The following is a 21,659-nucleotide window of genomic DNA, read 5'->3' on the forward strand; positions in this document are numbered from 1 at the left end:
CCTAGAAGCCCGGCGGCTCCGTGTACGTGCCCCACTCGTCGCGCAGGACGTTGCAGATCTCGCCCAGCGTGGCCTCGGCCCGCACCGCGTCCAGCATGGCCGGGATCATGTTCGATCCGTCGCGGGCGGCGTCGAGCATGGCCTTCAGGGAGGCGTCGACCTTGGCGTCGTCGCGCTGCGCCTTGCGCGCCGTCAGTTCCCGTACCTGGACGGTCTCCACCTCGTGGCTGACCCGCAGGATCTCCAGGTCCCCGGTGACCGACCCGTGGTGGACGTTGACGCCGACGACCCGCTTGTCGCCCTTCTCCAGGGACCGCTGGTACTGGAAGGCCGACTCGGCGATCTCCCCGGTGAACCAGCCGTCCTCGATGCCGCGCAGGATGCCCGAGGTGATCGGCCCGATGGGGTGCTGCCCGTCCGGGTGGGCGCGCAGGCCGCGCTCCTTGATCTGCTCGAAGATCTTCTCGGCGTCGGCCTCGATGCGGTCGGTGAGCTGCTCCACGAACCAGGAACCGCCCAGCGGGTCCGCCACGTTGGCGACGCCGGTCTCCTCCATCAGCACCTGCTGGGTGCGCAGGGCGATCTCGGCCGCCTGCTCGCTCGGCAGGGCGAGGGTCTCGTCCAGGGCGTTGGTGTGCAGGGAGTTGGTGCCGCCGAGGACGGCCGCGAGGGCCTCCACGGCGGTGCGCACGACGTTGTTGTACGGCTGCTGCGCGGTCAGGGAGACGCCGGCGGTCTGCGTGTGGAAGCGCAGCCACATCGACTTCTCGCTCTTCGCCCCGTAGACCTCCTTCATCCAGCGCGCCCAGATGCGGCGGGCGGCGCGGAACTTGGCGATCTCCTCGAAGAAGTCGAGGTGCGCGTCGAAGAAGAAGGAGAGCCCGGGCGCGAAGGCGTCGACGTCCATGCCGCGCGAGAGGCCCAGCTCCACGTACCCGAAGCCGTCGGCGAGGGTGTAGGCGAGCTCCTGCGCGGCCGTGGCCCCGGCCTCACGGATGTGATAGCCGGAGACGGACAGCGGCTTGTAGGCCGGGATGCCCTTCGTGCAGTACTCCATGAGGTCGCCGATGAGGCGCAGGTGCGGCTCGGGTTCGAAGAGCCACTCCTTCTGGGCGATGTACTCCTTGAAGATGTCGGTCTGGAGCGTGCCGTTGAGCACGGCGGGGTCCACGCCCTGCCGCTCCGCGGCGACCAGGTACATGCAGAAGGCGGGGACGGCCGGGCCCGAGATCGTCATCGAGGTCGTGACGTCGCCCAGGGGGATGTCCTTGAACAGGACCTCCATGTCGGCGGCGGAGTCGATGGCGACCCCGCAGTGCCCGACCTCTCCGAGGGAGCGGGGGTCGTCGGAGTCGCGCCCCATGAGGGTCGGCATGTCGAAGGCCACGGAGAGCCCGCCGCCGCCGGCGGCCAGGATCATCTTGTAGCGCTCGTTGGTCTGCTCGGCGTTGCCGAAGCCGGCGAACTGCCGGATGGTCCAGGTCCGCCCGCGGTAGCCGGTGGCGTGGAGGCCGCGGGTGTACGGGTACTCGCCCGGCCACCCGATGCGCTCGAAGCCCTCGTACGCGTCGCCGGGCCGGGGCCCGTAGACCGGCTCGACCTCGTCGCCGGAGAGCGTGGTGAAGTCTGCCTCGCGCTTGCGGGCCTTGTCATAGCGGGCCTGCCAGCGACGGCGGCCTTCCTCGATGGCGTCAGCGTCCATACCCATGAATTTACTAGGACGTCCTAGTAAATGTCGATGGCAAACCCCCGGGGACTCGCCCCGGGGGTGGGTGACGTGCGCCTCGTATCAGGCCTTGGCGGTGGCCAGCGAGTCGCTGACCAGCGGTTCCACCTCGGCGCGGACCTTGCGCTCGACGAAGAAGGCGACCAGCGGAATGGTGCCCGACACGAGCACCCAGAGCAGCTTGCCGAAGGGCCACTTGGCCTTGGAGCCCAGATCGAAGGCGAAGACCAGGTAGATCATGAAGAGGACGCCGTGGGCCTGCGAGACCGCGAAGGTCAGGCCGGCGCCGGTGTCGAAGCCGTACTTCGCCACCATGCAGGCACAGAGGATCAGGAGCATGACCGCGGTCACGTAGGCCATGACGCGGTAGCGGGTCAGCACGCTTCGTTTCATGCGGACGAGCCTAACCGTCCGTTTTGCTCGATCTTGACGCGGCCCCGGGTCCCGGCCGGGGCCGGCCCTACGCCTCCTCGAAGTCGGCGGCGGCCACCCGCAGCGGGCGCAGCAGCGCGAAGATCTCCGCGCACTCCTCGGCGTCGTAGGCGCCGAGGCCGAAGTCGATCGCCATCAGGTCCTTCGTGGCCGCCTCGACGACCTCGCGGCCCTTCTCGGTGATGGAGGCGAGGGTGCCGCGGCCGTCGTTCGGGTTGGGCCGCTTGTCGACGAGCCCGGACTTCACCAGCCGGTCCACGGTGTTCGTCACCGACGTCGGGTGGACCATCAGACGCTCGCCGATCTTCGACATCGGCAGTTCCCCGGCCTTGGAGAAGGTGAGCAGCACCAGGGCCTCGTACCGCGCGAAGGTCAGTCCGTAGGGCTTGACCACCGCGTCGACCTCGCCGAGCAGGATCTGGTGCGCGCGCATGATCGAGGTGATCGCGGCCATCGAGGGCACGGGCCCCCAGCGCTGCTGCCAGAGCTCGTCGGCGCGGGCGATGGGGTCGAAGGGAAGGCTGAGCGGCTTGGGCACGGGTCCGACCCTACCGGGAGGTCACTTCGCGGCGAGGGCCGTCTCATTCTTCAGTCCTTCCTCTTGGCGGGCGGCCGCCCGGAGTTCGGCGAGGAGCAGCAGGACGACGGCCGTGCCGAGGATCCCGGATCCGGTGACGACCGCGTGCACGGGCAGGAATTCGGCGGCGAGGCCGGCCAGGGCCATGCCCACTCCCTGGAGGGTCATCAGGCCGGTGCTGAGCAGGGTCATCGCGCGTCCGCGGAGCTCCTCGGGCACGGCGTCGACGTACCACTGGTCCAGCCCGAGGGTGTAGGCGTGGGCGAGGCCGGCGAGCAGCAGCGCGGCCAGGACGAGGGGCACGCCCGGCCGGACGGCGAAGAGCAGGAGCGGCAGCAGACCGGCGGCGGCGAGCGGGGCCACGATCCGCGATCGCGTGCGGGCGGTGAGCGCGGAGCCCGCCCAGAGCTCGCCGGCGATGGTGCCGACGGGCATCGCGCACATCAGCAGCCCGAGGACGGCCGTGCCGGCGCCGATGCCGTCGACGTACGGGGCGAGCAGCGCCTCGGGGACGACGACGAAGACGGGCGGCAGCCAGAACAGCAGGGTGAGCGCGCGCAGCCGGCGTCGGCCGAGTACGGCGCGCAGCCCGGCGAGCGGGGAGGTACGGGTCCGCGTGCGGGCGGGCCGGCTGCGGGTGCCGAGGCGCAGCAGCAGCGCGGAACCGAGGAATCCGGCGGCGGTGAGGGCGATGGCCCCGCGCGGCGCGAGCACGGTGAGCAGCAGCCCGCCCAGGCCGAAGCCGACGAGCTGGGCGCTCTGGGCCACCATGCGCATCAGCGAGCGGCCCAGGACGAAGGTGTCGCCGGGGCCGAGGATGTCGGCGAGAGAGGCGTTGCGCGTGCCCTGGAAGAGCGGTGCCACGAAGGCCATCGCGCAGCGCAGGGCGAGGAGCACGGCGACCGGGGTACCCGGCAGGATCATGGCCGTCGCGCAGGCGGCGCAGACCAGGTCGCACACGACGAGCACCCGCCGGGCGGGGTGGCGGTCGGCGATCCCGGCGAGCAGGGTCCCGCCGAGGGCGTACGGGAGGAAGCCCAGGGCGAAGGTGAGCGCGCTCATCAGGGGTGAGCCGGTGGCGCGGTAGACGAGCACGGTGAGGGAGATCTCGGCGACGACGACACCGAGCACGGACATCAGGTGCGCGGCGAAGACGGGGCGGAACTCGCGAGTCCGGAAGACGGAGCGGTAGCCCGGCGACGGCGTGGACCGCCCGGGCTCCTGGGTGTCGGCTGGCATGGGCCCAGCGTCCGCGCCTGGGGTGCGGCGCCCCAGAGATTCGTCCGTACCCGAATATTGAAGTGGCGCACACGGTGAGGAAAGGGGGCGGGGATGGGTCTGCACCATCGGTTCGGACACCGGGACCTGCTGCGGTGCCGGTTCGCGCTGTCGCCCGCGTGGGAGACGCAGGAGGCGGTCCGCACCCTGAACCGCCCGGACCGGCAGGGCTACCACCTGCCCTGGCTGCGGCGGATCCGGGCCGCCGCCGACGGGCTGGACCTGCGGCCGCTGTGGCTGCTGATGCCGCGCCGGGGGCACAGTACGGACTTCATCAGCCCGCCGCCGAGCGGCCCCGGCGTCACCTTCGAGGAGGAGCTCGCGCTGATCCGCGCGGCCGATCCGGCCGCGGCGCGCGAGGACATGCGCAAGGCCCTGGCCTGCACGCCGGGCGCGCTCGACAGCGAAGCGGGCCGGGCCCTGCTCGCCGATCCGGCGCGGTCGGTGCAGGAGCTGGCCGATCTGATCGAGCGGGCCTGGAGCGTCCTGGTCGCACCGCACTGGCCGCGGCTGCGGGCCCTGCTGGAGGCCGACGTCCTCTTCCACACGCGCCGCCTCGCCGCAGGCGGACTGGAGTCGCTCTTCGACGGTCTGCACCCGGACCTCTCCTGGGACGCGGCCTCCCTCACCCTGACCATCGAGCGGCCCAGTCACCACGAGCGCGTCCTGGGCGGCCAGGGGCTGGTCCTCATGCCGAGCGCCTTCGTCTGGCCGCAGATCGCGGGCGGGTTCGACCCGCCCTGGCAGCCGACCGTGGTCTATCCGGCCCGCGGGATCGGCGCCCTGTGGACCCCGGTACGGGAGGACACCCCGGCCGCGCTCGCCCGCCTGCTGGGCCCGGCGCGGGCGGACGTGCTGTGCGCGCTGGACGAACCGTCCTCCACGACGGCGCTGGCCCACCGGCTCGGCCTGGCCCCGTCCACGGTCTCGGCCCATCTGGGCATCCTGCACGCGGCGGGCCTGCTCATCTCCGCCCGCCACGGCCACCAGGTCCTGTACGAGCGCACCCCCCTGGCCATCGCCCTCGCGGCCGGAGACCCCACGGTGTCGTAAAGGGGCGGCAACTGACCGTTATGTCACGATATCCCGGTCCGCTGCCCGACCCTTCGTCCCGAGGAAGCCGGATGCCCCCCGCCGCCGCCAGCCGCCGCCTCCCGTCCGCCCTCGGCCTCCTCCTGCTGCTCGCCGCCGCGACGGCCTGCTCGGGTGGGCCCGCACCCGCCCCCGGTCCCCCCGCGGCCCCCTCGCCCGGCGCGCCCGCCGCCGAGTCCCCGTACTGGGTGGACCCGGGGAGCAAGGCCGCCCGGCAAGTAGCCGCCTGGGAGGCGGCCGGCCGCAACAGCGACGCACAGGCGCTGCGCAGGATCGCGGACCGGCCGCTGACCCTGTGGGCGCCGGGCGGCGACCCGGGCCCCGAGATCCGCCGGGCCGCGGCGGGCGCCCGGGCCACCGGGCGGACCCTGCTGCTCGCCGCGCACAACATCCCGTACCGCGACTGCGGGCAGCACCCGGCCGGCGGCGCCGCGAACGCCCGGGCGTACCGCAACTGGATCGGCGCCTTCGCCGACGGCATCGGGAAGACCGGGGCCCTGGTCGTCCTGGAGCCCGGCGCCCTCGCGCATACCCTCGACGGCTGCACCCCGGCCGGCCACCACGCCGAGCGCTACCGGCTGTTGTCCGAGGCCGTCGACCGGCTCAAGCGGAACCCGAACACCAAGGTCTACCTGGACGCGGGCGATCCTGCCTCGGTCAAGAATCCGACGGACCTCGTCGCACCCCTCACCAAGGCGGGCCTGGAACACGCGGACGGCTTCGCCGTCAACGTCTCCGGCTTCCAGCCCGACGCGGCCGCGCGGGCCTACGGCGCCAGGATCTCCGAACGGACCGGGAACAGACACTTCGTCATCGACACCGGCCGCAACGGCGCCGGCCCGCTGCCGGGCGATGGGGACCGGGCACGGTGCAACCCGCCGGGCCGCGCCCTCGGAACCCCGCCGACCGACCGCACCGGCGACCCGCTCGTCGACGCGTACCTGTGGATCAAGCGCCCCGGCGACTCCGACGGCACCTGCCACGGCGGCCCCCCACCCGGCACCTGGTGGCCAGCCCACGCCCTGGGCCTGGCCCGCCGCGCCACGGAGTAACCGGCGCTTGCAGCGCAGCAGATACAGCCCCACTGCACCCTCCACCCCGCCGCACCACTCCAGCCTCGCCGCACCACTCCAGCCCCGCCGGCGTTTGAGGCGCGGGGCCGGGGGCGGAGCCCCGATCCTCCACCCCCGCCGCACAAAATCCAGCCCCGCCGGCGTTTGAGGCGCGGGGTCTGGGGCGGCGCCCCAGGAAGCCGGGCGCAGCCCGGGCCCCCACCACCGGCCCGCGCACGCGAAAGCGCCCCCGGCCAGGAGGCCAGGGGCGCTTGGGCACATCAGGCACGGCAGCCGGGCGCCTCAGCCCCCGGCCAGGTGCCGCTCCACCGTCTCCACCTTCGAGGTGATCCCGTCGCTGACGCCGGGTCGGATGTCGGCCTTGAGGATGAAGGAGACCCTCGGCGCCCGCTCCTCGACGGCGGCCACCGCACGCCGGACCACGTCCATGACCTCGTCCCAATCGCCCTCGACGGTGGTGAACATGGCGTCCGTACGGTTCGGCAGCCCGGACTCGCGGACCACCCGCACCGCGTCGGCGACGTACTCGCCGACCTCTTCCCCGACCCCCAGCGGGGTCACCGAGAACGCGACGATCACGCTTCCGCCGCCTGTCGCGCGCGGGCCGCCACCACGCTGTCGGCCTCTTCCCGCTTGAGCAGCTTGTCGCCGTACAGCCCCCCGAAGGGCACCAGCGAGAGGACGAAGAACAACAGGACCCGCTTCACCGGCCACTTCGTCTTGGCCCAGACGTCGATGAGCAGGACGCCGTAGATGAGGAACAGGATTCCGTGGATGGCACCGAGCGGCAGCACCAGGTAGTCGATGTCCGAGACCCGGCTCAGCAGGGAGCCGAAGATCAGCAGGGCCGGGAACGACAGCGCCTCCGGAACGGAGATCAGGCGCAGACGGTGCAGGGCGGAGGCGGTCTTGATGTCCACGTTCAACCTTCGGGGTGGAGGCCTGGGTCGGTTCCAGTGTCTCAGTCGCTTTGCGGGATCTTGGCCCGGCCCCTCCCCCCTCGCGGCGGCCCGGACGGCCCCGGCATCGCGCCCATATCGACCAGGTGTGGCATATATCGGCCACGGGGCTCTGTTCGGGCCCGCCCGCTGCCGATAACGTCTTCCCGTGGCTCAGTTCCGACTCCAAGGCAGCAAGGTGCTGGCCGTCGACCTGACCGGGGATGCCGTGAAAGCGAAGAACGGCTCCATGGTCGCGTACGACGGGCAGATGGCCTTCAAGAAGATGACCGGCGGTGGCGAAGGCCTCCGCGGCATGGTGACCCGCCGGCTGACCGGCGAACAGATGACGGTGATGGAGGTACAGGGGCACGGCACCTGCTTCTTCGCCGACCGCGCAAGTGAGATCAATCTGGTCAATCTGCGCGGCGAGAAGCTCTACGTCGAGTCCAGCAACCTGCTGTGCACCGACGCCGGCCTGCGAACCGGCACCACCTTCACCGGCCTGCGCGGCGCGACGACGGGCAACGGTCTCTTCACCACGACCGTCGAGGGCTCCGGCCAGGCGGCGATCATGTCGGACGGTCCGGCGGTGGTGCTGCGCGTGAGCGCCCAGTACCCGCTCTCCGTCGACCCGGGCGCGTACATCGCGCACACCGGCAACCTCCAGCAGTCCTTCCAGTCCGGTGTGAACTTCCGCACACTCATCGGCGAGGGCTCCGGCGAGGCGTTCCAGATCCGCTTCGAGGGCGAGGGCCTGGTGTACGTGCAGCCCAGCGAGCGCAACACCGTCGGGGGCGACATCTGATGCCGTTCCGCGAGATCAACTCGAAGATGGTCGAGGCCCAGGTCGTCCCGGGCCAGAAGATGTTCAGCCAGCGCGGCGCGATGCTCGCGTACCGCGGCGAGGTCTCCTTCACCCCGAGCCTGACGGGCGGTCAGGGCGGGGTCATGGGCATGATCGGACGCCGGGTCGCCAACGAGCAGACCCCGCTGATGACGGTCGAGGGCAGCGGCACCGTGATGTTCGGCCACGGCGGCCACCACATCCAGGTGATCAACCTGACCGGCGAGACCCTCTACGTCGAGGCGGACCGGCTGCTCGCCTTCGACGGCACCCTCCAGCAGGGCACGATGTTCATGGGCTCCCAGGGCGGGGTCATGGGCATGGTCCGCGGCCAGGTGACCGGCCAGGGTCTGTTCACCACCACCCTCAAGGGCCACGGCTCGGTCGCCGTGATGGCCCACGGCGGGGTCATCGAGCTCCCCATCAGCCCTCAGCGCCCGGTCCACGTGGACCCGCAGGCGTACGTCGCCCACCACGGCGACGTACGCAACAAGCTCTCCACCGCGCTCGGCTGGCGGGACATGGTCGGGCGCGGCTCGGGCGAGGCGTTCCAGCTGGAGCTGTCCGGCCAGGGCGCGGTGTACGTACAGGCCTCCGAGGAGAAGCTGTGAACTTTGGCCCTGTGACCGGCGGACCCGGCGGCGCTGGCAGTCCAACGGTCTTCGACCCGTACACGCTGCCCTCCGACGACAACGTGAACGCCTACACCTTCTGCGTGGAGCTCAAGGGGAGCCAGTGGTTCCTGCAGAAGGGCAAGATGATCTCGTACTACGGGAACATCGAGTTCAACGGCATCGGCAACGGACGCTTCGACCGCCTGCTGCGCACCAGCTTCCACTCGCCCCTGCACGCCAGCGACTGGGTGGTCGCCGAGGGCTCGGGCAAGATGCTGCTGGCCGACCGGGCCTTCGACGTGAACTCGTACGACCTGGACAACGGCAACCTGACGATCCGGTCGGGCAACCTGCTCGCCTACCAGCCCTCCCTGGCGCTGAAGCAGTCGATCGTCCCTGGCTTCCTGACCCTGATCGGCACGGGCAAGTTCGTGGCGGCGTCCAACGGCCCCGTGGTGTTCATGGAGCCGCCGCTGCGCGTGGACCCGCAGGCACTGGTGGGCTGGGCGGACTGCCCCTCGCCGTGCCACCACTACGACCACGGCTACATGTCGGGCGTGCTGGGCGGCCTGCGCTCGCTGACCGGCATCGGTGGCAGCTCGGGCGAGGAGCACCAGTTCGAGTTCGTCGGAGCCGGGACGGTGCTGCTGCAGTCGTCGGAGATGCTGATGGCGGAGCAGGCGATCGGCGCGGTCGGCGCCGGCGCGGCCACGGGCAACGCCCAGGGCGTTCCGGGGGCCGGTCAGGGCCCGATGGGGCAGCTGGGCGTACCGCGGATGCCGGGACAGCTGGGTGATCTCCAGCGCCGCCTCGGACTGTGACGCCCAAGACTTCCGACCTTTGTACGTAATTCAACTTTTTAGGTAGAGTTCATTCATGGAGACCATGGAGACCGAGACGGCCACCCGCTGGCTGACCGACGCCGAACAGTGCGCGTGGCGCACCCACCTGGACGTCAGCAGACTGCTGATGCACCAGCTGGAAAAGGATCTCCAGCCCTTCGGACTCACCAACAACGACTACGAGATCCTCGTGAACCTCTCGGAGTCGCAGGACCACAGGATGCGGATGAGCGACCTCGCCACCGCCACCCTGCAGTCCAAGAGCCGACTGTCGCACCAGATCACGCGCATGGAGACGGCGGGCCTCGTCCGCCGGGTGAACTGCGAGTCCGACCGCCGCGGCCTGTACGCGGTGCTCACGGACGAGGGCATGGAGACGATGCGCAAGGTCGCCCCGCACCACGTGGCGTCCGTCCGTCAGCACTTCATCGACCTGCTGCCGCCGGAGGCCCTGGCGGCGCTGCGCGCCTCGCTGACCCCGGTGGCGGAGCACCTGCGCGGCACCCGCGGCAAGGTCTGACCTCCGGGCGCTCGACGCGCCCCGCACGGCGGCGGGCCGGACAATGGGCGATATCCGCCCGCTGCCGGCCGCCGCCGGGCAACCGTGAGCGCCATGGCCGGCCTGAGGAGGTCCCTCCATGAAGCGCACCACGTGCATCTCTGCGGCCGCGTCCGTCGTCCTGATCGTGGGAGGCCCGGTGTCGGCCGCGACCGCGGCATCCGCCGACACGGCGAGAACGGTCACCGCCGCCGCTGCCGCCGTCCCCACCGCCGAGACGGCCGAGCAGGCATCGGCGGCGGCCCTGAAGCACTACCCGGGCGTCGTCGAGTCCCTCGACAAGGACGGCACCGTCTGGCACGTCGACGTGATCAGCAAGGACGGCAAGGGCCACGCCGAACTGGAGGTGGCGGCCGACGGCACGGTCACCGAGGAGAACCTCGACACCGACGAGAACCCCGCCGAGCACAAGGACCTGATCGCCGCCAAGGTCACCGCCGAACAGGCGATGAAGGCGGCCCTGGCCGCCCACCCCGGGCAGGTCTGGTCCGTCAGCTGGCAGGACGACGAGGACGGCGGCGCCCACTACTGGGAGGTCGAGGTCAGATCCTCCGACGGCAAGACCTGGGACGCCCACGTCGACCACGCCACGGGCAAGGTCACCCAGTCCGACTCGAACTCGAACAACGGCGACGACAACAACTGACCCCTCCAGCCCCGCCGGCGTTTGAGGCGCGGGGCCCGGGGCGGAGCCCCGCTCTTTCAGCCCCGCCGGCGTTTGAGGCGCGGGGCCCGGGGCGGAGCCCCGGCAACGGCGCCGCACCCGGCCCCCGCCTCAGCCCAGGCTCACGCTCACGCCTCGGTCAGCGTCGCCAACAACGCATCCGCGGCCGCGTAAGGATCCAGCTCACCCACCGCAACCCGCCCGGCCAGCGCGTCGAGGTGCGCATCCCCGTGCAGGTCCGCCATCCGCGCCCGCAGCGCCGTCACGGCGATGGTCTCCACCTCCCGAGCGGCCCGCGCCGCACGCCGCTCGGCCAGCACCCCGCGCGCGTCCATCCACGCCCGGTGCTTCTCCAGCGCCTCGACCAGCTCGTCGATGCCCTGCCCGCGCGCCGCCACCGTCTTGACGATCGGCGGCCGCCAGTCCTCCCGGCCGCGCGCCTCCCCCAGCCCCAGCATGTGGTTCAGCTCGCGGGCCGTCGCGTCCGCACCGTCCCGGTCGGCCTTGTTCACGACGTACACGTCGCCGATCTCCAGGATCCCCGCCTTCGCGGCCTGGATCCCGTCGCCCATCCCGGGGGCCAGCAGCACCACCGAGGTGTCGGCCTGCGAGGCGATCTCCACCTCCGACTGGCCGACGCCGACCGTCTCGACCAGGATCACTTCGCAGCCGGCCGCGTCCAGGACCCGGATCGCCTGCGGGGCGGCCCACGCCAGCCCGCCCAGGTGTCCCCGGGTGGCCATGGAGCGGATGTAGACGCCCGGGTCGGAGGCGTGGTCCGACATCCGGACCCGGTCGCCGAGCAGTGCCCCGCCCGAGAAGGGCGAGGACGGGTCGACGGCGAGGACGCCGACCCGCTTCCCCGCCTTGCGGTACGCGGACACGAGCGCCGAGGTCGAGGTCGACTTGCCCACGCCCGGCGAGCCCGTCAGCCCGACCACGTACGCCCCGCCCGTCAGCGGGGCCAGCGCGGCCATCACCTCCCGCAGCTGCGGGGACGCCCCCTCGACCAGCGAGATCAGCCGGGCCACCGCTCTCGGCCGGCCCTCACGCGCCTGGGCCACCAGCTGGGGGACGTCCACCGCCGTCATACGTGCTGCGCTCCTCGGTTCTCGTACGGGTACGGGTGCGGGTACGGTCGGGGGGGCGGGGGGCCGCGCGCGGGGGGGGGGGGGGCGGGGGGGGGGGGCCGGGGGGGCGGGGGGGGGGGCCGCGGCGCCCCGGCCCCCCGCCCCGGCGCCCCCCCCCCCCCCCCCCGGGCGGGGTGGGGGGGGGGGGTGGGCGGGGGGGGGGCGGGGGGCGGGGCCCCCCCCCGCCCCCCCCCCGGGGCCCCCCCCCCCCCCGGCCGGTGCCCTACTTGGCGACGCGGACGATCAGCGCGTCGCCCTGGCCGCCGCCGCCGCACAGCGCGGCCGCGCCGATGCCGCCGCCGCGGCGCTTCAGCTCCAGCGCCAGGTGCAGCACCACACGGGCACCGGACATGCCGATCGGGTGGCCCAGGGCGATGGCGCCGCCGTTGACGTTCACCTTTTCCGGGGTCACGCCGAGGTCCTTCATTGACTGGACGGCGACCGCCGCGAAGGCCTCGTTGATCTCGATGAGGTCCAGGTCGGAGACCTCCAGGCCCTCCTTCTTGAGGGCGTGCAGGATCGCGTTGGACGGCTGCGACTGGAGAGAGTTGTCGGGACCGGCCACGTTGCCGTGGGCGCCGATCTCGGCGATCCACTCCAGTCCGAGCTCCTCGGCCTTCGCCTTGCTCATCACGACCACGGCGGCCGCACCGTCGCTGATCTGCGAGGACGTGCCCGCGGTGATCGTGCCGTCCTTGGCGAAGGCGGGGCGCAGCTTGCCCAGGGACTCCACGGTGGTCTCGGGGCGGATGCCCTCGTCCGTCGAGAAGATCACCGGGTCGCCCTTGCGCTGCGGGATCTCGACCGGGGTGATCTCGGCCTCGAAGACGCCGTTCTTCTGGGCGGCGGCGGCACGCTGGTGCGAGGCCGCGGCGAACTCGTCCTGCGGGGCGCGCTCGATGCCGAGGCGGGTGTTGTGCTTCTCGGTGGACTCGCCCATCGCGATGTTCTCGAAGGCGTCGGTGAGGCCGTCGTAGGCCATCGCGTCCAGCATCTCGACCGCGCCGTACTTGTACCCCTCGCGGGTCTTCGGCAGCAGGTGCGGGGCGTTCGTCATGGACTCCTGGCCGCCCGCGACCACGATGTCGAACTCTCCGGCGCGGATCAGCTGGTCCGCGAGCGCGATCGCGTCGAGGCCCGAGAGGCACACCTTGTTGATGGTGAGCGCCGGGACGTTCATCGGGATGCCGGCCTTGACCGCCGCCTGACGGGCGGGGATCTGGCCCGCGCCGGCCTGCAGCACCTGGCCCATGATCACGTACTGGACCTGGTCGCCGGAGATCCCGGCCCGGTCCAGCGCGGACTTGATGGCGAAGCCGCCGAGATCGGCACCCGAGAAGGACTTGAGCGAGCCGAGAAGCCGTCCCATGGGCGTGCGGGCCCCGGCGACGATCACAGAAGTGGTGTTGTTCGATCCGGACATGAGGCACAGCCCCTTGGATGAGGAGTGAACGAGGGTTTACGTGAATGTACTGGGCGGTACCGCAGCGGTCACCGGGCTGCCGGTGTGATCGCGCGCACGTTGCGTGACCGCCCCCTTCGGCGGTGCACTGTCACCATGCTGACAAGAATCGACCACATCGGGATCGCCTGCTTCGACCTGGACAAAACCGTCGAGTTCTACCGTGCCACGTACGGCTTCGAGGTGTTCCACTCCGAGGTCAACGAGGAGCAGGGTGTCCGCGAGGCCATGCTGAAGATCAACGAGACGTCCGACGGCGGCGCCTCCTACCTCCAGCTCCTGGAGCCCACCCGCGAGGACTCCGCGGTGGGCAAGTGGCTGGCCAAGAACGGCGAGGGGGTCCACCACATCGCCTTCGGCACCGAGGACGTCCAGGGCGACTCGGAGGCCATCCGCGGCAAGGGCGTCCGCGTCCTCTACGACCAGCCCCGCACGGGTTCGATGGGCTCCTCCATCACCTTCCTGCACCCCAAGGACTGCCACGGCGTCCTCACCGAACTCGTCACTTCCAACCCCGAGCACTGATGGACCACTGATAGCCCGATTCCCCGGCCGGTAGAGTGGCCATGGCTCGGCCGGGGTTCGGTGCGGAGACGGGGTCGGGGCCTGTGACCCCTGCCCCGGTATCTGACACCATTCCCCCGGGGGCGTCGTTCAGCGGGCGAGCGATGCTCATTTGGGAGTGAGCTTGCGACCAGGGGACGGATGGGACCGCGCTGTGCGGGGCTACGAAAGCCAGGAGAGCCATCAGGCCGGGGCCGACCATCTCTCGCGCTTCGAAGCCGAGATGGAGCGGCTGAAGAAGGAGCGCGGGAAGGCCGTCCAGCACGCTGAGGACCTGGGGTACCAGGTCGAGGTGCTGCGCGCCAAGCTCCACGAGGTACGCCGATCTCTGGCGTCCCGCCCCGCCTACGACGGCGCGGACATGGGCTACCAGGCGGAGCAGCTGCTCCGCAATGCCCAGATCCAGGCCGACCAGATGCGCTCCGACGCCGAGCGCGAGCTGCGCGACGCCCGGGCACAGACCCAGCGCATCCTCCAGGAGCACGCCGAGCACCAGGCGCGCCTGCAGGCGGAACTGCACGCGGAGGCCGTCAACCGCCGCCAGCGGCTGGACCAGGAGCTCAACGAGCGCCGCCAGACCGTCGAGGCGCACGTCAACGAGAACGTGGCCTGGGCCGAGCAGTTGCGCGCCCGTACGGAGTCCCAGGCGCGCCGGCTCATGGAGGAGTCCCGCGCCGAGGCCGAGCAGTCCCTGAACGCCGCCCGCGCCGAGGCCGCCCGCGTCGCCGAGGAGACCCGGCGCCGGATGGCCGCCGACGCCGAGGCCGCCCGCGCGGAGACCGAGGCCACGCTGCTGCGCGCCCGCAAGGAGGCCGAGCGGCTGCTGACCGCCGCTTCCGCGCAGGCCCAGGAGGCCACCGAGCACGCGGAGCGGCTGCGCTCCACCACCTCCGCCGAGGCCGAGCAGACCCGGCAGCAGACCATGGACCTCGGCCGGGTGGCCGAGTCCCGCGCGCAGGAGGCCGAGTCCGCGCTGCGCGAGGCCCGGGCCGAGGCCGAGCGGGTCCTCTCCGAGGCCAAGGAGAGCGCGGCCCGCCAGCTCGCGTCGGCCGAGTCCGTCAACGAGCAGCGCACCCGCACCGCCAAGGAGCAGGTCGCCCGGCTGGTCGGCGAGGCCACCAAGGAGGCCGAGGCCCTCAAGACGGAGGCCGAGCAGGCCCTGGCGGACGCCCGCGCGGACGCCGAGCGGCAGCGCACCGAGGCCGGCGAGCAGGCCCGTACGGCCGCGGCCGAGGACATGGCGGCGCAGCTGGCGAAGGCCGCCCGTACCGCCGAGGACGTACTGAACAAGGCCTCGGAGGACGCCCGGGCCACCACCCGGGCCGCGTCCGAGGAGGCCGAGCGGATCCGCCGCGAGGCCGAGACGGAGGCCGACCGGCTGCGCCTGCAGGCGGCGGCCACGGCCGACGAGCTCAAGGGCGCCGCGAAGGACGACACCGAGGAGTACCGGGCCCGCACGGTCGAGCTCCAGTCGGAGGCCCGGCGGCTGCGCGGCGAGGCCGAGCAGCTGCGCGCGGAGGCCGTCGCCGAGGGCGAGCGGATCCGCGGCGAGGCCCGCCGCGAGGCGGTCCAGCAGATCGAGGAGGCGGCCCGGACCGCCGAGGAGCTGCTCGGCAAGGCCAAGGCCGACGCGGACGAGCTGCGCGGCGGGGCGACCGCCGAGAGCGAGCGGGTCCGTGCCGAGGCCGTCGAGCGGGCGGGCACGCTGCGCAAGCAGGCCGAGGAGACCCTGGAGCGGGCCCGCGCCGAGGCCGAGCGGCTGCGCGCCGAGGCCGAGGAGCAGGTCGAGGCCGTACGCGCCGAGGCGGACGCGGCGGCCCTCGCGCGGCGCGAGGAGACCGAGCAGGCGGTGGCCGCCCGGCGGGCGGAGGCCGACGAGGAGCTCGTACGGCTGCACACGGACGCCGAGGGCCGGCTGACGACGGCCGAGCAGACCCTGCGCGACGCCCGCGCGGCGGCGGAGAACATCCGCCGGGAGACGTCGGAGGAGAACGACCGGCTGCGCGCCGAGTCGGCGGAGCGGATCCGCACCCTGCAGTCGCAGTCCGAGGCGGAGGCCGACCAGCTGCGCACGGACGCGGCGCAGGACGCCGGGCGGGTGCGCGCGGAGGCCGAGCAGGTCGCCGTACGGCTGCGCGGCGAGGCCGAGGCCGAGGCGGAGCGGGTGCGCTCGGAGGCGCAGGAGACCGCGGACCGGCTGCGCGCCGAGGCGAAGGCGGCGGCCGAGCGGGTCGCCGAGGAGGCCGCGGAGGCGCTGGCCGCCGCTCAGGAGGAGGCCGCCCGGCGCCGCCGGGAGTCCGAGGAGACCCTGGCGTCGGCCCGGACGGACGCGGACAGCGAGCGGGCCCAGGCCCGCGAGCAGAGCGAGGAACTGCTGGCGCAGGCCCGCAAGCGCTCCGAGGAGGCGCAGGCCGAGGCGGTCTGGCTGACCGAGGAGGCCGAGCGGCGCGCGTCGGAGCTGGTGTCGGCGGCGGAGGCCACCGCCCAGCAGGTACGGGATGCCGTGGCGGGTCTGCACGAGCAGGCCGAGGAGGAGGTCGCCGGGCTGCGCAGCGCCGCCGAGCACGCGGCGGAGCGTACGAAGACGGAGGCCGAGGAGGAGGCGGGCCGGGTCCGTTCCGACGCCTACGCGGAGCGGGAGCGGGCCACCGAGGACGCCAACCGGGTCCGCAGCGAGGCGCGGGCCGAGACGGACGCGGCGAAGGCGCTGGCGGAGCGGACGGTCGGCGAGGCGATCGCCGAGGCGGAGCAGCTGCGCGGGGACACCGCCGAGTACGCGCAGCGGGTGCGTACGGAGGCCACGGACGCGCTGGCCGCCTCCGAGCGGGACGCGGCGCGCACCCGGGCCGATGCCCGTGACGACGCGAACCGCATCCGCGGCGAGGCGGCGGAGTCGCTGGAGAGCGCGCGCGCCGAGGGCTCCCGGATCACGGCGGAGGCGACGGCGGAGGCCGAGCGGCTCATCGAGGAGACCCGGGCGGCCAACGAGGCCACGGTCACCGGGGCCGAGGCCGAGGCCTCGCGGATCACCGCCGAGGCGGCGCAGGCGGCGGAGGCCACCCGCGTCGAGGCCGCGGCGGCCCTGGACGAGGCCCGCGCCGAGGGCAACCGGTTGCGCACCGAGGCCGCGGAGCAGGTCGACCACCTCATCACCGAGGCCTCGGCGGAAGCCGACCGGCTCATCGAGGAGACCCGGGCGGCCAACGAGGCCACCGTGGGCGAGGCGGCGGCGGAGGCCGAGCGGCTGCGCGCCGACGCGGCACGCTTCAAGGCGCAGGCGGCCGAGACGCTGGCGAGCGCCGAGCGCGACGCCGCGAGGATCATGGTCGACTCGCGCGCCGAGGGCGACCGGCTCATCGACGAGACCCGGGTGGCCAACGAGGCCACGGTGGGCGAGGCGGCGGCGGAGGCCGACCGGCTGCGCGCCGAGGCGAACCGGGTCCTGGACGACGCCCGCGCGGACGGCGGCCGGATCATCGGCGAGGCCACCGCGGAGGCCGACCGCGTCACGGCCGCGGCGAGCGAGACCCTGGCGAGCGCGGAGCGGGAGTCCGAGCAGACGCTGGACGAGGCGCGCGCCGAGGCGAACCGGTTGCGCACCGAGGCGGCCGAGCAGGCGGACCGGCTCATCTCCGAGGCCGCGTCCGAGGCCGACAAGCTCACCGCCGAGACCCGCAAGGCGAACGAGCGCACGGTCGGCGAGGCGGCCGCCGAGGCCGAGCGGCTGCGCGCGGACGCGTCGGAGGCGCTGTCGTCGGCGCAGGAGCACGCGACCCGCACCCGGGCGGAGGCCGAGCGGGTCAAGGCGGAGGCCGCGACCGCGGCCGAGCGCACCCGCACGGAGGCCCGTACGGAGTCGGAGCGGCTGCTGGACGAGGCGCGCGAGGCGGCCAACAAGCGCCGCAGCGAGGCCGCGGAGCAGGTCGACCGGCTCATCACGGAGGCCTCCGCGGAGGCCGACAAGCTCACGGCCGATGCGCAGAAGAAGTCCCTCGCCGCCACCACGGCCGCCGAGGAGCAGGCCGACGCGATGGTGGACGCGGCGCGCAAGGAGGCGGCGCGGATCGCCTCGGAGGCGACCGTCGAGGGCAACTCCATGGTGGAGAAGGCCCGTACGGACGCGGACGAGCTGCTGGTCGGCGCGCGCACGGACGCGGCCGCCATAAGGGAGCGGGCGGAGGAGCTGCGCGGCCGTGTCGAGGGCGAGGTCGAGGAGCTGCACGAGCGGGCCCGCCGGGAGTCGGCGGAGCAGATGAAGTCGGCCGGCGAGCGCGTGGACAAGCTGGTGCGGGCGGCGACCGAGCAGAGCGTCGAGGCCGAGGCGAAGGCCAAGGCCCTGGTGTCGGACGCGAGCAGCGAGGCGAGCAAGGTGCGCATCGCCGCGGTGCGCAAGGCGGAGGCGCTGCTCAAGGAGGCCGAGCAGAAGAAGGCCGAGCTGACCCGGGAGGCCGAGAAGACCCTGGCGGAGGCCAAGGCGGAGGCCGAACGCCTCGTCGACGAGGGCCGCCGTGAGCTGGAGGTCCTGGTGCGTCGGCGGCAGGACATTCAGGGGGAGATCTCCCGTGTCCAGGACGTTCTTGAGGCGTTGGAATCATTCGAGGCGCCTACGGGCGGCGGAAAGCCCACGGTCGGCGGCCAGGGCTCGGGGGGTGCCAAAGCCGGAGTGTCCGCAGGTTCCACTCGTTCGGGTGGCAAGTCGTCGGAGGGGTAGCCAAGCGGTCCGGGATGTGCGCACCTGATGAAGGTTCAGGCGAACGGGTGACAAGCATTCCGCCGCCTTGCCACTCAAAAGGGGTGTCATTGTCCAGATCAAACGCGGATTGACTCGATGACACGCCGTCTGGGCGCCTAGGATTCCCCTAACACCTCACGTAGCACCTCATCGGTCTCATTCGACAGGAACCCCATGAGCGACACTTCCTCCCCCTTCGGCTTCGAGCTCGTGCGGCGTGGTTATGACCGCGGTCAGGTGGACGACCGCATTACCAAGCTGGTCTCCGACCGCGACAGCGCCCTTGGACGTATCAACTCTCTGGAAAAGCGGATCGAGGAGCTGCACCTCGAGACGCAGAACGCCCAGGCCCAGGTGAACGACGCCGAGCCGTCGTACGCCGGCCTCGGCGCCCGGGTCGAGAAGATCCTGCGGCTGGCCGAGGAGGAGGCGAAGGACCTGCGCGAGGAGGCCCGTCGCGCGGCCGAGCAGCACCGCGAGCTGGCCGAGTCGGCTGCCCAGCAGGTGCGCAACGACGCCGAGTCGTTCGCCGCCGACCGCAAGACGAAGGCGGAGGACGAGGGCGTCCGCATCGTCGAGAAGGCGAAGGGCGACGCGTCGACCCTGCGCGCGGAGGCCCAGAAGGACGCGGCTTCCAAGCGCGAGGAGGCCGACGCGCTGTTCGAGGAGACCCGCGCCAAGGCCGCCCAGGCCGCCGCGGACTTCGAGACCAACCTGGCCAAGCGCCGTGAGCAGTCCGAGCGCGACCTGGCCTCGCGTCAGGCCAAGGCGGAGAAGCGCCTCGCCGAGATCGAGCACCGCGCGGAGCAGCTGCGCCTGGAGGCCGAGAAGCTGCGTACGGACGCGGAGCGCCGGGCCCGGCAGACGGTGGAGACCGCGCAGCGCCAGGCCGAGGACATCGTGGCCGACGCCAACGCCAAGGCGGACCGTATCCGCAGCGAGTCCGAGCGCGAGCTGGCGGCGCTCACCAACCGCCGCGACTCGATCAACGCGCAGCTGACCAACGTCCGCGAGATGCTGGCGACGCTCACCGGTGCGGCCGTCGCCGCGGCCACCCCGATCGTGGACGACGAGCCGGTCAGCCGCGGCGTCCCGGCGCAGCAGAGCCGCTGACCTCCGCGTCGCGGTTACCGGGCGGTACCGTTCGCCCGTTTCACGACCTAAGTAGGGCCGTGCGTCACCTTTCGGAGGTGGCGTACGGCCCTTCGGCGTTCTAGCGTGGCCCGCATGATCGAGCTTGAGGGCCTTACCAAACGATTCGGCGCGAAGACCGCCGTGGACAACCTCAGCTTCCAGGTCCGACCGGGGGTGGTGACCGGCTTCCTCGGCCCCAACGGGGCAGGGAAGTCCACGACCATGCGCATGATGCTCGACCTCGACAATCCGACCAGCGGAACGGTCCGGATCGACGGGAAGCACTACCGCGACCTGACGGAGCCGCTGAAGCACATCGGGGCGCTGCTGGACGCGAAGGCCATGCACGGCGGCCGCAGCGCGTACAACAACCTGCTCTGCCTGGCGCAGTCGAACGATATCCCGCAGAGCCGGGTCGACGAGGTGCTGGACCTGGTCGGACTGACGGCCGTGGCGAAGAAGAAGTCCAAAGGATTTTCGCTGGGCATGGGCCAACGCCTGGGAATCGCCTCCGCGCTGCTGGGCGATCCGGAAATCCTGATGTTCGACGAGCCCGTCAATGGTCTGGACCCGGAGGGAATTCTCTGGATCCGCAATCTGATGAAGGGTCTGGCGGCAGAGGGGCGGACGATCTTCGTGTCCTCCCACCTGATGAGTGAAATGGCGCTGACCGCAGACCATTTGGTCGTCATTGGTCAAGGGAGACTTCTGGCCGATCTTCCGATGGCTGATTTCATTCAGCAGAACTCCCGGAGTTACGTCCGGCTGCGCTCCCCGCAGCAGGAACGACTCAAGGACGTCCTGCACGATGCCGGGATCAACGCCGTCAGCGTCCCCGCCACCGGCACGCTGGAGATCGACGGAGCGAGCGCGGAACAGCTCGGCGAGCTCGCCGCCCAGCACCAGATCGTGCTGCACGAGCTCAGCCCGCAACGGGCCTCACTGGAAGAAGCGTTCATGCGCATGACGGCCGACTCCGTCGAGTACCACGCCCACGCACCGGGCGCACCCGGCGCCCCGGTCCCGCCCGGCATGGCCGCCGACAACCCCGCCCGGCCGGCCGACGTCCCCGCCTGGGGCGCCGGCTACGAGGCGACGCGCAAGGGTGGCGAGTGACCATGGCCTTCAACGCCGTCCTCAAGTCCGAGTGGACCAAGATCCGCACGGTCGCCTCCACCAGCTGGACCCTCGCCCTCGTCTTCCTCGTCACCGTCGGCTTCGCCGCGCTGTTCAGCGCCACGTTCGACAAGAACAATCTGGACGCGGCCCAGCAGGCCACCTTCGACCCCACCGCGATGAGCTTCGGTTCGATGCAGTTCGGTCAGCTCGCGATGATCGTCTTCGGTGTGATGGTCGTGAGCACCGAGTACAGCACGGGCATGATCCGCACCTCCCTGGCCGCCGTACCGCGCCGCGGGCACTTCCTGCTCGGCAAGATGGCGGTGGCGACGGCGCTGGCCCTGGCCGTGGGACTGCTGACCAGCTTCGTGTCGTTCTTCCTCACCCAGGCGCTCCTCGGTGACCTCGGCATCGGTGTCGGCGAGGAGAACGTGCTGCGCGCCCTGATCGGCGCCGGACTGTACCTGGCGCTGCTCGCCCTGTTCTGCATGGGCGTGGCGGCCATGCTGCGCAGCTCGGTCGCCGCCATCAGCATCCTGATCCCGTTCTTCCTGATCGTCTCGAACCTCCTCAACGGTTTCGACGCGACCCGCACGGTCGGCCAGTACCTGCCGAGCAACGCCGGGGCGAGGATCATGCAGGTCGTACCCAACGCCTTCGGCTCCCCCGAGACCCCGTACGGCCCGTGGGGCGGTTTCGGGATCATGGTCCTCTGGACGCTGGCGGCGGTACTCGGGGGCTACGGCGTCCTCCGCAAGAGGGACGCCTGACCTCCTGCCCGCGTACTACGGGAGATCCCCGGGTCGGTCTCAGGGGGAGCTCAGGGATCCACTCGGGACGGAACCAGAGGAACCTCGTTATCCTCTTAACCCTTAC

The 21,659-nt window shown here is 72.2% G+C and carries 20 protein-coding genes; 12 read left to right on the plus strand and 8 right to left on the minus strand.

What is annotated here, in order from left to right:
* Window position 1: 1 nt before the first annotated feature.
* The 4 genes from ACIPYQ_RS20355 to ACIPYQ_RS20370 all read right to left on the minus strand — a co-directional run bounded on the left by ACIPYQ_RS20355 (window position 2) and on the right by ACIPYQ_RS20370 (window position 3,974).
* A complete protein-coding gene (locus ACIPYQ_RS20355) occupies window positions 2-1,702 on the minus strand; it encodes a methylmalonyl-CoA mutase (RefSeq protein ID WP_401252956.1) in 1,701 nt (566 codons plus the stop codon).
* Between the two features lie 87 nt (window positions 1,703-1,789).
* The gene (locus ACIPYQ_RS20360; RefSeq protein WP_362241414.1) at window positions 1,790-2,119 is read right to left on the minus strand and encodes a DUF3817 domain-containing protein; all 330 of its coding nucleotides are present in this window, start codon (window positions 2,117-2,119) and stop codon (window positions 1,790-1,792) included.
* A 67-nt stretch (window positions 2,120-2,186) separates the two neighbouring features.
* Window positions 2,187-2,696, minus strand: a complete 510-nt coding sequence (locus ACIPYQ_RS20365; protein WP_361754967.1) for a MarR family transcriptional regulator — start codon at window positions 2,694-2,696, stop codon at window positions 2,187-2,189.
* A gap of 21 nt (window positions 2,697-2,717) precedes the next feature.
* Window positions 2,718-3,974, minus strand: a complete 1,257-nt coding sequence (locus ACIPYQ_RS20370) for an MFS transporter (RefSeq protein ID WP_401252960.1) — start codon at window positions 3,972-3,974, stop codon at window positions 2,718-2,720.
* A gap of 93 nt (window positions 3,975-4,067) precedes the next feature.
* Between ACIPYQ_RS20370 and ACIPYQ_RS20375 the strand changes: the two genes are divergently transcribed.
* Together ACIPYQ_RS20375 and ACIPYQ_RS20380 are read left to right on the plus strand one after the other, a co-directional pair.
* Entirely contained in the window at window positions 4,068-5,066 is a 999-nt protein-coding gene (locus ACIPYQ_RS20375; RefSeq protein WP_361754964.1) for a DUF5937 family protein, read from the plus strand.
* 71 nt (window positions 5,067-5,137) lie between these two features.
* A complete protein-coding gene (locus ACIPYQ_RS20380; protein WP_401252962.1) occupies window positions 5,138-6,157 on the plus strand; it encodes a glycoside hydrolase family 6 protein in 1,020 nt (339 codons plus the stop codon).
* A gap of 303 nt (window positions 6,158-6,460) precedes the next feature.
* On the opposite strand, the gene ACIPYQ_RS20385 is transcribed toward ACIPYQ_RS20380, so the two are convergent.
* Window positions 6,461-6,757 carry an MTH1187 family thiamine-binding protein gene (locus ACIPYQ_RS20385; RefSeq protein ID WP_401252965.1) on the minus strand — a complete coding sequence of 99 codons (297 nt, stop codon included), beginning with the start codon at window positions 6,755-6,757 and terminating at the stop codon, window positions 6,461-6,463.
* Window positions 6,754-7,098, minus strand: a complete 345-nt coding sequence (locus tag ACIPYQ_RS20390; protein ID WP_401252968.1) for a DUF3817 domain-containing protein — start codon at window positions 7,096-7,098, stop codon at window positions 6,754-6,756. The genes ACIPYQ_RS20385 and ACIPYQ_RS20390 overlap by 4 nt, the downstream gene beginning before the upstream one ends.
* Window positions 7,099-7,285: 187 nt before the next feature.
* Between ACIPYQ_RS20390 and ACIPYQ_RS20395 the strand changes: the two genes are divergently transcribed.
* The 5 genes from ACIPYQ_RS20395 (at window position 7,286) to ACIPYQ_RS20415 (ending at window position 10,624) form a co-directional block, all read left to right on the plus strand.
* Window positions 7,286-7,924 (plus strand): AIM24 family protein, encoded by a 639-nt coding sequence (locus ACIPYQ_RS20395; RefSeq protein WP_030009698.1) that lies wholly within the window; start codon window positions 7,286-7,288, stop codon window positions 7,922-7,924.
* The gene (locus ACIPYQ_RS20400) at window positions 7,924-8,574 is read left to right on the plus strand and encodes an AIM24 family protein (RefSeq protein WP_362234114.1); all 651 of its coding nucleotides are present in this window, start codon (window positions 7,924-7,926) and stop codon (window positions 8,572-8,574) included. The genes ACIPYQ_RS20395 and ACIPYQ_RS20400 overlap by 1 nt, the downstream gene beginning before the upstream one ends.
* 11 nt (window positions 8,575-8,585) lie before the next feature.
* On the plus strand, window positions 8,586-9,398 hold the full coding sequence (locus tag ACIPYQ_RS20405; RefSeq protein ID WP_361755066.1) for an AIM24 family protein: 813 nt from the start codon (window positions 8,586-8,588) through the stop codon (window positions 9,396-9,398).
* Window positions 9,399-9,462: 64 nt separating this feature from the next.
* Window positions 9,463-9,939: a MarR family winged helix-turn-helix transcriptional regulator gene (locus ACIPYQ_RS20410; protein ID WP_030660375.1), complete on the plus strand. Its 477-nt coding sequence runs from the start codon at window positions 9,463-9,465 to the stop codon at window positions 9,937-9,939.
* 118 nt (window positions 9,940-10,057) lie between these two features.
* Window positions 10,058-10,624, plus strand: a complete 567-nt coding sequence (locus tag ACIPYQ_RS20415) for a PepSY domain-containing protein (RefSeq protein WP_401252972.1) — start codon at window positions 10,058-10,060, stop codon at window positions 10,622-10,624.
* 146 nt (window positions 10,625-10,770) lie between these two features.
* Here the strand turns inward: ACIPYQ_RS20415 and meaB are convergent, their stop codons facing one another.
* Window positions 10,771-11,733: a methylmalonyl Co-A mutase-associated GTPase MeaB gene (gene meaB / locus ACIPYQ_RS20420; protein WP_361754946.1), complete on the minus strand. Its 963-nt coding sequence runs from the start codon at window positions 11,731-11,733 to the stop codon at window positions 10,771-10,773.
* 262 nt (window positions 11,734-11,995) lie between these two features.
* On the minus strand, window positions 11,996-13,195 hold the full coding sequence (locus tag ACIPYQ_RS20425) for an acetyl-CoA C-acetyltransferase (protein WP_361754943.1): 1,200 nt from the start codon (window positions 13,193-13,195) through the stop codon (window positions 11,996-11,998).
* 135 nt (window positions 13,196-13,330) lie between these two features.
* On the opposite strand from ACIPYQ_RS20425, the gene mce reads away from it, so the two are divergent.
* The 5 genes from mce to ACIPYQ_RS20450 all read left to right on the plus strand — a co-directional run bounded on the left by mce (window position 13,331) and on the right by ACIPYQ_RS20450 (window position 21,553).
* Window positions 13,331-13,759, plus strand: a complete 429-nt coding sequence (gene mce, locus ACIPYQ_RS20430; protein WP_008738238.1) for a methylmalonyl-CoA epimerase — start codon at window positions 13,331-13,333, stop codon at window positions 13,757-13,759.
* A gap of 193 nt (window positions 13,760-13,952) precedes the next feature.
* Complete coding sequence (scy, locus tag ACIPYQ_RS20435; protein ID WP_401252977.1) at window positions 13,953-18,509, plus strand: polarized growth protein Scy; 4,557 nt, start codon at window positions 13,953-13,955, stop codon at window positions 18,507-18,509.
* A gap of 195 nt (window positions 18,510-18,704) precedes the next feature.
* Complete coding sequence (locus ACIPYQ_RS20440; protein WP_327416486.1) at window positions 18,705-19,643, plus strand: cellulose-binding protein; 939 nt, start codon at window positions 18,705-18,707, stop codon at window positions 19,641-19,643.
* Window positions 19,644-19,757: 114 nt separating this feature from the next.
* Window positions 19,758-20,780, plus strand: coding sequence for an ABC transporter ATP-binding protein (locus ACIPYQ_RS20445; RefSeq protein WP_361754937.1), 1,023 nt, complete (start codon window positions 19,758-19,760; stop codon window positions 20,778-20,780).
* A gap of 2 nt (window positions 20,781-20,782) precedes the next feature.
* Window positions 20,783-21,553 carry an ABC transporter permease gene (locus tag ACIPYQ_RS20450; protein WP_361754934.1) on the plus strand — a complete coding sequence of 257 codons (771 nt, stop codon included), beginning with the start codon at window positions 20,783-20,785 and terminating at the stop codon, window positions 21,551-21,553.
* Window positions 21,554-21,659 lie beyond the last annotated feature (106 nt).

Origin of the sequence: Streptomyces sp. NPDC090045, assembly GCF_044747975.1 — a bacterium.
Classification (GTDB): domain Bacteria; phylum Actinomycetota; class Actinomycetes; order Streptomycetales; family Streptomycetaceae; genus Streptomyces.